The organism is Streptomyces botrytidirepellens, assembly GCF_003721215.1.
GTDB lineage: Bacteria > Actinomycetota > Actinomycetes > Streptomycetales > Streptomycetaceae > Streptomyces > Streptomyces himastatinicus.
In genome coordinates this window covers 1-11,229 of sequence record NZ_RIBZ01000178.1, presented here as the reverse complement: position 1 = coordinate 11,229, position 11,229 = coordinate 1, and the positions used below count along the sequence as shown (strand labels likewise).

Annotated in this window: 9 protein-coding genes; 7 read left to right on the top strand and 2 right to left on the bottom strand. The window is 70.0% G+C overall.

What is annotated here, in order from left to right; genetic code table 11:
* Positions 1–238: 238 nt before the first annotated feature.
* The 3 genes from EEJ42_RS13655 (at position 239) to EEJ42_RS13645 (ending at position 4,992) form a co-directional block, all read left to right on the top strand.
* Positions 239–1,375, top strand: coding sequence for an LCP family protein (locus EEJ42_RS13655; protein ID WP_123100212.1), 1,137 nt, complete (start codon positions 239–241; stop codon positions 1,373–1,375).
* Positions 1,376–1,605: 230 nt separating this feature from the next.
* Positions 1,606–3,294: an LCP family protein gene (locus tag EEJ42_RS13650; protein ID WP_123100211.1), complete on the top strand. Its 1,689-nt coding sequence runs from the start codon at positions 1,606–1,608 to the stop codon at positions 3,292–3,294.
* Positions 3,295–3,363: 69 nt separating this feature from the next.
* The gene (locus EEJ42_RS13645) at positions 3,364–4,992 is read left to right on the top strand and encodes an LCP family protein (RefSeq protein WP_184503070.1); all 1,629 of its coding nucleotides are present in this window, start codon (positions 3,364–3,366) and stop codon (positions 4,990–4,992) included.
* Positions 4,993–5,055: 63 nt separating this feature from the next.
* Here EEJ42_RS13645 and EEJ42_RS13640 read toward each other — a convergent pair whose 3' ends face one another.
* A complete protein-coding gene (locus EEJ42_RS13640) occupies positions 5,056–6,075 on the bottom strand; it encodes a glycosyltransferase family 2 protein (RefSeq protein ID WP_123100209.1) in 1,020 nt (339 codons plus the stop codon).
* A gap of 212 nt (positions 6,076–6,287) precedes the next feature.
* Between EEJ42_RS13640 and EEJ42_RS13635 the strand changes: the two genes are divergently transcribed.
* Entirely contained in the window at positions 6,288–7,718 is a 1,431-nt protein-coding gene (locus EEJ42_RS13635) for an LCP family protein (protein ID WP_123100208.1), read from the top strand.
* A 345-nt stretch (positions 7,719–8,063) separates the two neighbouring features.
* On the top strand, positions 8,064–8,249 hold the full coding sequence (locus EEJ42_RS51805) for a hypothetical protein (RefSeq protein WP_221179367.1): 186 nt from the start codon (positions 8,064–8,066) through the stop codon (positions 8,247–8,249).
* A 57-nt stretch (positions 8,250–8,306) separates the two neighbouring features.
* On the opposite strand, the gene EEJ42_RS13625 is transcribed toward EEJ42_RS51805, so the two are convergent.
* Positions 8,307–8,858, bottom strand: coding sequence for an acyl-CoA thioesterase (locus EEJ42_RS13625; RefSeq protein WP_246096583.1), 552 nt, complete (start codon positions 8,856–8,858; stop codon positions 8,307–8,309).
* Between the two features lie 107 nt (positions 8,859–8,965).
* On the opposite strand from EEJ42_RS13625, the gene EEJ42_RS13620 reads away from it, so the two are divergent.
* On the top strand, positions 8,966–10,276 hold the full coding sequence (locus tag EEJ42_RS13620) for an LCP family protein (protein WP_184503069.1): 1,311 nt from the start codon (positions 8,966–8,968) through the stop codon (positions 10,274–10,276).
* A 193-nt stretch (positions 10,277–10,469) separates the two neighbouring features.
* A complete protein-coding gene (locus EEJ42_RS13615) occupies positions 10,470–11,186 on the top strand; it encodes a DUF6250 domain-containing protein (protein ID WP_123100213.1) in 717 nt (238 codons plus the stop codon).
* Positions 11,187–11,229 lie beyond the last annotated feature (43 nt).

Here is an 11,229-nt window from a genome sequence, read left to right as displayed (position 1 = left end):
TGTAGGGGCCCTTCGCCCCGGACACCCCCCGAGGAAGCCCACGGCCCGGCAGTCCGCCCGACCCCCGTCCGGCGGACTGCCGGGCCGAGCCCGCGCGCCCCGGCGTGCACCCCGCGCGATGATCGACGGATACGTACAACCATGTGCGGGGTTCGTATGTCTGTCCCAATGATCGGCCCAGCACGCGAGACCGCTCCCGTCCGCTGCCGGGCGAGAGGCGGGGTGGGAGGACGCGGACGTGACGACTGACGGCCAAGAGCCGGCGCCGAGACCAAGGCGCCGCTGGCTGCGCGTGGTCGCGCTGGGCGCGACCCTGCTGGTGCTGTCGGTCGCCGCGACGGGGTGGTGGTTCTACCAGCGCCTCGACCGCAACATCCGCACCGACACCCGGACCGCGGACGAGCTGCGGAAGTACGAGGCCGAGCGGCCGGTGTCGGTGGTGCGCGACGCACAGAACATCCTGGTGATCGGCTCCGACAACCGGGGCGGCAAGGAGAACGGCAAGTACGGCCGGGACACCGGCACCCAGCGCTCGGACACCACGATCCTGCTGCACCTCCAGGCCGGGGGGAAGAGCGCCACCGCCGTCTCCATTCCGCGCGACCTGATGGTGGACGTCCCGGGCTGCGACCGGCCGAAGGGCGGCGGCCGACTGGCGGCCCGGTTCACCCAGTTCAACTGGGCGTTCGAGTTCGGCGGCGCGGCCTGCACGATCCGCACCGTCGAAAAGCTCACCGGGATCCGGGTGGACCACCACGTCATCGTGGACTTCAGCGGCTTCAAGAAGCTGGTGAACGCGGTCGGCGGCGTGGAGGTGTGCCTGACCGAGCCGGTCGACGACGATGACGCGCATCTGCGACTGCCCTCGGGCCGTCAGGTCCTGCACGGGGAGAAGGCGCTCGGCTATGTGCGTGCCCGCTACTCCATCGGTAACGGCAGCGACACCGAGCGCATCGCCCGGCAGCAGGAGTTCCTCAGCTCCCTTGTGAAGAAAGTGCAGAGCAATGGTGTACTGCTCAATCCGGCGAAGCTGTATCCGGTGCTCAGCGCGGCGACGTCCGCGCTGACCACGGATCCGGGTCTGGACACCCTCAAGGACCTGTACGCGCTGGTGCGCGGCGTGCGGGACATCCCACGGGAAAAGATCCGTTTCCTTACGATTCCGCGACAGCCGTATACGTACAACAAGAACCGTGATGAACTCGTCCAGCCCGATGCCGACCGCTTGTTCCGGCAACTCCGCCTGGATCGCCCGGTGTCGGTGACCCACGCCGTCACGGCCACCAACGGTGAGGACCCGGGCGATGGGGACCCCAAGGGCGTGGACCGCACTCCGTACCAAGGGACCACGGCGGCTCGCGACGTCTGTGGCTAAAAGCCGGTAAAGGCGGGGCCAGGGCTCGTGAAGAATCTCGAAAGGATTGGGCAGATTGCCCAGTTGTAGGGAAGTGGAATTTGTCACCGGCGTCGCTTGACGCGGATCCGGGCGGATAGTGTGAGCGATCCGGTGCGCTCCGAGATGTGACCGCGCACTGTATATGAAGACGGACCGAGCGCCTTGAGGGGGAGGCGCCCGCGTGGCACCGACGGAGGACACAGGCGACCGTGGACGCGCAAGGCCATGGGCGGGACGGTGACATCGACCCCGCCGATCAGTGGGTGTTCGACCCGAACACCGGCAACTACGAGCTGCGGCTGAACCCTGCGGGGGAGACGGCCGCGGCCGCCGAGCCCCACGCGGCCCCCAGAACCACGGGCCGTCGCCGCACCCCCGAACCCGAGGCGCGAGGGCGCAGGCGGGCGGCGGGCAAGCGGGAGCCGGAGAAGGCGGCGACTCCCGCGAGCAGGCGCAAGCCGAAGCCGAAGAAGTCGAAGACGAAGAAGGCGCTGTACTGGGGCAGCGGCACCCTGGCCTTCGTGCTGGTGGGCGGCTCTGCCGCGGCGTACTTCGTCTACCAGCACCTCAACGGGAACATCAGCAAGGTCGACATCGGCGAGAACAACCCCGCGGTCAGCGACGGCCCCATGAACATCCTGCTGATCGGCACCGACCGGCGCGATGGCAAGGGGAACGAGGGCTACGGTGACGCGGGGAGCGTCGGCCACGCCGACACCACGCTTGTCATGCATGTATCCGGGGACCGGACCAACGCGACGGTGCTGTCCATTCCGCGCGACATGATCACCGACATCCCGGACTGCGAGAGCAAGCAGGAGGACGGGAAGAAGAAGTTCATCCAGGGCCAGCGGGAGGCGCGCTTCAACACCAGCCTCGGGCAGGAGGGGCGCGACCCCGGCTGCACCATGAAGACGGCCGAGAAGATCACCGGGCTGGACATCACCCACTTCATGATGGCCGACTTCAACGCCGTCAAGTCGATGTCCACGGCGGTCGGCGGGGTCGACGTCTGTCTCGCCAAGGACATCAACGACCCCAAGTCCCACCTGAACCTGAAGGCGGGCAAGCACAACATCAAGGGCGAGCAGGCGCTGGCGTTCGTCCGGACCCGGCACTCCGTGGGCTTCGGCGGCGACCTGGACCGGATCAAACTCCAGCAGCAGTTCCTCAGCTCCATGATGCGCAAGATGAAGGGGAACGGGACGCTCAGCAGCCCGAGCAAGATGTGGGGCCTGGCCAACACCGCCACCAAGGCGCTCACCGTGGATACCGGCATCGGCACCGTCGACAAGCTGGTCGAGCTGGGGAAGGCGCTCGGCAAGGTCGACCTGAAGAACATGACCTTCACGACGGTTCCGGTCGTCGACAACACCGACGGCGCGACGGTGCTGCTCGACCAGACCAAGGCCGAGCCGCTGTTCGAGATGGTCCAGCAGGATGTGTCGCTGACCGAGGTGAAGAAGAAGGAGAAGGCGGCCAAGGACGAGCAGGCGGCCCGGCTCAAGGGGCCGAAGGCCGACGCGGCGGAGGTCCGGGCCACGGTGCTGAACGGCAGCGGGCAGACGGGGGCCGCGCAGGAGACCCTCGACTGGATGCAGAACACCGAGGGGATGCCGCTCACGAGCAATGGCGGAAACGCTCCGGCAGATCTGGAGAAGACCACTCTGGAGTACGCTCCCAACCAGGCGGACCAGGCTCGCCGGCTGGCCGACAGCATGGGCTTGCCCGCGTCCGCGATGAAGGAAGGTACGAAGGACGCCGCCCCCAGGGCGGAGATGACGCTGACGCTCGGCGCGGACTTCAAGGGCGCGGGCACTCCCATCTCCGCTCCGGCCAAGGCACCGAAGAACATTCAGAAGGTCGAGGCCGACGACAAGAACGTCTGCGCCAAGTGACCACTCCCGGCCGTCGGAGCGCCCTCGCCCATCGGTCCGGACGAGCACGGAAGTACGGGGAGGGGCCCGATGCGGCAGAGCAGTGTGCGGGGGGAGGGCGGGCGACAAGCCGTGCCCGAACCCCGCAGCACCGGTGAGGATGACGGCCCGCCCGGAGCGGAAGGCCCCGCGTCAGATGGCGCGGGGCGCCGCGGTGGCGGTCGACGCACGGCGGCCCGGCGCGGCGGCAGGGGGTTACGCGTGGTGCGGTGGAGTGCGCTGGCGCTCGCCGTACTGGTGCTGGGCGCGGCAGCCGGTGGCTACATCTACTACAACCACCTGAACGGCAACCTGAAGAAGGAAGCCCTCGACCTCGGCGACAGCAAGCTGGGCAAGCCCGAGCCGAACGCGGCGGGCCAGACGCCGCTGAACATCCTGCTGATCGGCTCGGACAGCCGTAACACCAAGGAGAACGTGGAGCTCGGCGGCGCCAAGCAGGACGCCGACCGCAAGCCGCTGGCCGATGTGCAGATGCTGGTGCACGTGTCGGCCGACCGCAGCAACATGTCGGTGGTCAGCATTCCGCGCGACACCCGGGTGACCATCCCCCGGTGCACCGACCCCGACGACGGGCGCGTCTATCCGAAGACCGAGGCGGCGATCAACCAGTCGCTCCAGCACGGCGGTCCGGGCTGCACGGTGGCCACCTGGAAGGAACTCACCGGCATATACATCGATCACTTCATGATGATCGACTTCAGCGGGGTGGTCTCCATGGCGGACGCCGTCGGCGGCGTCCCGGTGTGCGTGAAGGCCAACATTTATTCGCACGACAGCAAGGGCCACGGCTCGGGTCTGCGGCTGACCGAGGGCACCCACTCCGTGAAGGGCGTCCAGGCCCTCCAGTGGCTGCGGACCCGCTACGGCTTCGAGGACAACACCGACATCGGCCGGGCCAAGGCCCAGCACATGTACATGAGCTCGATGATCCGCCAGCTGAAGAAGGGCACCAAGCTCAGCGACCCGGGCAAGCTGATGGGCCTGGCCGAGGCGGCCACCGACGCGCTGACCGTCGACCACGGCCTCGGCGACGTCAAGAAGCTCTACAACCTGGGCAACGACCTGAAGCGGGTGCCGACCGAGCGCACCACCATGGTCACCATGCCCTGGCAGTACAGCGCGGACGAGCAGTTCGTGGAGCCCAAGCCCGGCGACGCCGAGCAGACCTTCTCGCTGCTGCGCAACGACACGGCGCTGGACGGCAAGGACAAGAAGAAGCCCGACAAGACCCCGGCGCCCACCGCGCCCAAGGGCGAGGTCCCGGTCGTCGTGCAGAACGGCACCGCCTCCATGGTGTACGGGCCCGTCTCCGGCCGGGCCCGCGTGATCACCAACGAGCTGGTCCGGCTCGGCTACACCAAGGCCGCCGCGAACACGGTGCTCATCTCGCAGGCCGACACCACCGTCTCCTACCCGAGCGAGGCCGAACAGGGCGACGCGCTCGCCGTGGCCAAGGCCCTGGGGCTGCCCAAGAGCGCGGTGAAGTCCTCGAAGTCGGTGCAGGACGTGACCGTGGTGGTCGGCAACGACTGGCGCGCGGGCACGGCCTACCCGAAGGCCGGGGCGTCCGACGACGACAAGACGCCGGAGAGCGCCGACGCCCTCAACGGCGAGGACAAGAAGGCGTGCATGACGGTCAACCCGGACTACACGTTCTGAGAGCACGGCAAGAGGGGCCGGACCACCTGGTCCGGCCCCTCGTCGTTCATGCGGTGTACGTGTCTAGCTCTGTGCCATGACCGCCGGGCGGCGGCTGGCGATGACCTTCTTGGCGAGCGCCCGGGGGCTGGTCAGGAAGCCCCAGCCCCACGACATGTGCATGGTCGCGAGCGCCAGCGGGATCCGTACCCGGGCCCCCACCGGGAGCCCCTTCCCGGCCGGGAGCGAGCCCGCGACGATGGCCGCCAGATAGCCGCCCGGGATCACGAAGCCCCACGGGCTGACGGCCGCGCCCACCACGGTGCCCACCGCGATGGCCACCACGGCTGCCGGCGGGGCGAGGTAGCGCGCGTTGATCGAGCCCTGGTGGTAGCGGGCGACGACGTGCCGCCAGCGCCCGTAGTTCCTGTACTGCTTCGCCAGCTCCCGCACGTTCGGCCGGGGCCGGTACGAGACCTTCAGGTCCGGCGAGAACCAGACCAGCCCGCCCGCCTCACGGATCCGGAAGTTCAGCTCCCAGTCCTGGGCGCGGATGAACTCCTCGTTGTAGCCGCCCTGCTGCTCCAGCGCCTCGCGGCGGAAGACGCCCAGGTAGACGGTGTCGGCGGGGGCTGCCTCGCCGCCGGTGTGGAAGGCGGCGTTGCCGACGCCGATCTTCGAGGTCATGGCGGCGGCCACGGCCCGCTCCCAGTCGTTCTCGCCCTCGGCGTGCATGATGCCGCCGACGTTCTGCGCGCCGGTCTCCTCCAGCAGCCGCACGGCGGTCGCGATGTAGTCGGGCGAGAGCATGCCGTGTCCGTCGACCCGCACCACCACGGGGTGGCGGGACGCCTTGATCGCGGCGTTCAGCGCGGCCGGGGTGCGGCCCGTGGGGTTGGGCACGGTGTTCACCCGCGGGTCCTCGGCGGCCAGCTGGGCGGCGATCTCTTCGGTGCGGTCCGCGGACGGGCCGACCGCGATCACCACCTCCATCTCACCGTCGTACTCCTGCTCCAGGATGTGCCGCACGGCATTGCGCAGATGGCGTTCCTCATTGAGCACCGGCATGATCACGGAGACGGCCGGGAGCTGATGCGGGGGCATGGCACCTCGGGGTTTCGGGGGCGGGGCCCCCGGGAGACTGCAGTAGCGGGCCCACGGTACCGCGAATGGCGGCACCGGAACGCGCCGCCCGGGTGGCAGCGGGCGGTACGGGCGGCGTGGGACGCCGGGGCGCTCATCGTATGGCCCTACCGTGACAGCGGTTCCGACCCGTCAGCGCCCCGCCGGGGCCCCGTTCACGGAGGTCTCCTTCGGTGAGTGCACCGGCCCGATCGACGCGCCCGCCCCGCCCCGACCGCCGCCGTCGCCGCTGGGGGCTGCGGATCGCCCTGTTCGTCGCGTGCCTGGTGCTGGCCGTCAGCGCGATCGGGCACCTGCTGGTCCGGGAGCTGGAATCCGGCATCCACCGGGTGGACGCCTTCGGCGGCCTGGACAACCGGCCGAAGAGCGCGGGCGGCGGCGTGAACTTCCTGGTGGTCGGCACCGACGGCCGGGACCGGATCACCCCGCAGGAGAAGGCGCTGTACCGGCTCGGCGGGGCGCCCTGCCACTGCACCGACACGATCATCCTGGTCCATCTGTCGGCGGACCGCCGCCGGGCCTCGGTGGTCAGCCTGCCGCGCGACTCGTACGCCATGATCCCCGCGTACACCGACCGCGCCGGGAAGCCGCGCCGCGCCCATCCGCAGCGGCTCAACGCGGCCTACGCCGAGGGCGGGCCCAGCCTGACCGTGCGCACGGTCGAGCACGCCACCGGGGTGCACATCGACCACTATCTGGAGGTCGACTTCACCAGCTTCATGAAGACCGTCGACGTGGTCGGCGGGGTGAAGGTGTGCACGGCGAGGCGGCTCAAGGACGACCACACCGGCCTCGACCTGCCGTCCGGCAGCCATGTGCTGAACGGCGGCCAGGCGCTCCAGTACGTGCGCTCCCGCCACACCGACGGCACCTCCGACCTCGGCCGGATCCAGCGCCAGCAGCGCTTCCTGGCCTCGGTGCTCCACCAGACGACGGCGGGCGGCATCCTGCTGAACCCGGTGCGGTTCAACGCCGTCGCCACCACCCTGCTGGGCTCGGTCCGCGCCGACCACGGCTTCGGCGCGGAGGACCTGATGGCGCTCGGCCGGGCCATGAACGGCCTCACCCCGGCGTCCTCCGAGTTCGCCTCGGTCCCGGTGATCCTGCCGGGGAAGCCGCTCAAGGGCGTCGGGTCCACGCTGCACTGGGACCGGCCCAAGGCCGACCGGCTGTTCGACGCCATCCGCCAGGACCGGCCGCTGACCAGGCGCCACGCGCGGCCCAGGGCCACCGTGGTCGACGTGGCCCCGCAGCAGGTCCGGGTGCACGTCCTGAACGGCACCGGGACGGCCGGGCTCGCCCGGCGCGCGGACCGGGCGCTGCACGCCACCGGCTTCGCCACCACCGGCTCCCCCGCCGACGCGGCCACCAAGGACCTGGCGCGCACGGTCATCACGTACGACCCGGTCTGGAACCGCTCGGTGCGCACCCTGGCCGCCGCGCTGCCCGGTGCGCAGCTGAAGCCGGTGCCGGGGCAGGGCGGGGTGATGCAGGTCACGGTCGGCTCGGACTACAAGGACGTGCACCCGGTGCGCACCGAGGACCCGCGCCGCGACCGCCCCGGCATCGCCGCCGTCACCGGCGACGAGGTCGGCTGCGCCTGAGACACCCCTTCAGCCGCTTCATGGTCGCCGGGAACGTCCGCGAACAGCGTCTCGCCGAGATCCTGTGCAGCGGCCGATGGGGCGAGATGATGGCCGCCGTGCCCGAGCCGCGTGCTGGCGCCTGCACCCCGGGCCTCGGACCCGGATTGCTGGCTCGATGCGGCGTACCGCGACACGTCGCTCGTCCCGCCTGCTCGACGTGGGTACGGGAAGCGGGTACGGGGCCGCCCTCGCCGCCCGCCGACTGAGCGACGAGCAGGTGACGAGCGTCGATGTGCTTCGACCGGATCGTCGCCACCGTGTCCGTGCACGCGCCACGGTGACGACTACCCGCACGGTGTGGCCGTGCGACTCCACGAGGCCGCGGAACTGGAGGGGGACGTCAGCCGTGGTCCATATCCCGTCGTCGATGTGGCGAACGCATGGGACCTCGCGTCCACGCTCGACGTCGAGACGCCCGGTATCGAGCATGAATACCGGGAGGACGGCGAGCGGCGCGTCGCGCTCATGGCGCATGCCGACACGAGCTGACCTGAGCACACCCAGAAGCGTCCCCGTCGGGACCTCCCCGGCGGGGGCGTTCGCGGCTTACGGCGCCTCGGGGTCCTCCGCGGCGCGGCGGGCGCGGAGCTCCTTGATGGCGCGGCGGCGGGCCAGGCGGTGGGTGCGGCGGATCTCGGCCTCCTGGTAGCGCCGCTTGTCGCGCTCGGTCTCCGGGATGACCGGGGGGACGGGGCGGGGCTTGCCGTCGGCGTCGACCGCGGCGAAGACCAGGTAGGCGCTGCCGACCTGGGTGGCGGGGGTGGATTCGTTCCAGCGCTCGGCCAGGACCCGCACCCCGACCTCCATGGACGACCGTCCGGTCCAGTTGACCTGGGCCTTCACATGGACGAGATCGCCGACGCGGACGGGCTCCAGGAAGGCCATCTCGTCCATCGAGGCGGTGACCGCGGGGCCCTCGGAGTGCCGTCCGGCGACGGCCCCGGCGGCGTCGTCCACGAGCTTCATGATCACGCCGCCGTGGACCGTGCCGAGGAGGTTGGTATCGCTGCCGGTCATGATGTGCGACAGCGTGGTGCGGGAGGCGGACGTGGGCTTGCCCGGAAGATCCGTATCCACGCCCTGGGCCTGTTTGGTCATGCCGTCCACCATATGCGGACCAGCTTCTTATCAGCTCTGCAACAGCCATGCCCCGATCCGGCACCCGCCCTGTATGACAGCGGGGCCGACCAGGCACACTGCCATGCATGAGCGAATGGCCCCAGGGTTGGACCGGTGACCGCAACGACCGGTACGGACGCGGCAGCGGTAGCCCCCAGCCGGAGGGGGCCCGCTCGATGCCGCAGGTACGGCGGGCGGCACCGGGCGGCGGGCAGCAGCCCGCCGAGCCGCCGCTGCCCCCGGAGCTCTCGCCGCGGGGGAACGTACCGCGGCCCTCGCCCAGCTATGACGACTACGGCGGCCACGGCGGCGACGGGTACAACACCGGCCAGGTCTACGGCGGCGGCCGTGGTCCCGGCGGTCCTGGCGGCGGAGGTGGGCGTGGCGGCCGCGGCCGTGGGGGCCGGGCGGGAGGACCCGTGAACTGGAAGCGCCGGATAACCGTCGGCCTGGTCACCCTGGTCGTGCTGCTGCTCGCGGTCGGTATCGGTACGTACTTCTGGGCCGACGGCAAGCTCAAGCGCGAGGTCGACCTCAGCAAGGTCGAGGACCGGCCGACCGGCGGCAAGGGCACCAACTACCTGATCGTCGGTTCGGACAGCCGTGAGGGCATGTCCGCGGAGGACAAGAAGAAGCTGCACACCGGCTCCGCCGAGGGCCGCCGGACCGACTCCATGATCCTGCTCCACGTCGGTGAGAACGGGAACACCATGGTCAGCCTCCCGCGTGACTCCTGGGTCACCATTCCGGCCTTCACCGGCTCGGAGACCGGCAACCGGATCCCGGCGAGCCAGAACAAGCTGAACGCGTCGTACTCCTCGGAGGGCCCGCAGCTGCTCGCGCGGACCATCGAGTACAACACCGGCCTGAAGATCGACCACTACGCGGAGATCGGCTTCGACGGCTTCGCCAAGATCGTCGACGGGGTCGGCGGGGTCGAGATCGACATCCCGCAGGACATGAAGGACAAGAAGTCCGGCAACGACCTCAAGAAGGGCAAGCAGACCCTGAACGGCCAGCAGGCGCTCGGCTTCGTCCGGCAGCGCTACGGCCTCGCGGGCGGCGACCTGGACCGCACCAAGAACCAGCAGAAGTTCCTGTCCGCGCTGGCCAACAAGGCGGCCTCGCCGAGCACGGTCATGAACCCCTTCAAGCTCTACCCGATGATGGGCGCCGGCCTTGACAGCCTGATCGTCGACAAGGACATGAGCCTGTGGGACCTGAAGGACATGTTCTTCGCGATGAAGAGTGTCTCCGGCGGTGACGGCAAGCAGATGAACATGCCCGTCTCCAACCCCGGCCTGTCCACTCCCAAGGGCAGCGCGATCCAGTGGGACATGACCAAGGTCAAGCAGCTGGTGAGCGAGCTGAAGAACGACGAGAAGNGTGGGACATGACCAAGGTCAAGCAGCTGGTGAGCGAGCTGAAGAACGACGAGAAGGTCACGGTCTCCAGCAACTGACCGAGGCCGACGTCAAGACGTAAAGACGACCGCCGCCGGGCCGAGCGCCCGGCGGCGGTCGTCTGTTAGGTTCGTCCCGCGCTACGCATTGAAACGGTTCAACCATCCCGGGAAGGAACCGCACCATGATGACGTACCACCGTTCCCGCAGACGCCTGATCACGCTCGCCGCCGCGACGGCCGCCGCGACCGCCGCAGCCCCGGCGGCCCTCGCCATCGGCCGCCACCGGGGCTGGACCCGGATCGCCCACGACGACTTCCGCCACGGCACCCGCCAGTGGACCGCCGAGCTGGAGAGCGGCGGGACGGTGCGGGCCCGGCACGGAGTGCTGGACGTCGACGTACCGGGGGGCGCCACGGTCTGGTTCACCCGCGAGTTGACCGGTCCGTACGTGATCGAGTACACGGCCACCCCGGTCGCGGCGGGCGGCCCCAACGACCATGTGACCGACCTCAACGCCTTCTGGAACGCCCGCGACGTCCGCTCCCCCGGCGACCTCTTCGCCACGACGCGCAGCGGCGCCTTCGCCGACTACGACCTGCTGAAGACCTACTACGTCGGCTACGGCGCCAACCTCAACACCACCACCCGCATGCGCCGCTACGTCGGCGAGGCGGGCAACCGCCCGCTGCTCTTCGACCTCACCGAACCGCTGCTCACGCCGAACGCCCCGCACCGAGTGCGGCTGGTGTCCGCCGGGCGGACCGTCCAGTACTGGAGCAACGGCGAGCTGCTCTGCGACTACCGGGACCCGGAGCCGTACACCAGCGGCTGGTTCGGCTTCCGCACCGTGGCAAGCCACTTCCGACTTGCGGACTTCTCGGTCTGGCGTCCGCGCCACTGAGCAGCGGACACGACGGAGGGCGGGGCATCGCGTCGCGCGCGAT

Excerpts from the sequence above, each read along its gene's own strand:
- EEJ42_RS13645 (WP_184503070.1), top strand. The coding sequence starts at position 3,364 with ATGCGGCAGAGCAGTGTGCGGGGGGAGGGCGGGCGACAAGCCGTGCCC.
- EEJ42_RS13640 (WP_123100209.1), bottom strand. The coding sequence starts at position 6,075 with ATGCCCCCGCATCAGCTCCCGGCCGTCTCCGTGATCATGCCGGTGCTC.
- EEJ42_RS13625 (WP_246096583.1), bottom strand. The coding sequence starts at position 8,858 with ATGACCAAACAGGCCCAGGGCGTGGATACGGATCTTCCGGGCAAGCCC.
- EEJ42_RS13615 (WP_123100213.1), top strand. The coding sequence starts at position 10,470 with ATGACGTACCACCGTTCCCGCAGACGCCTGATCACGCTCGCCGCCGCG.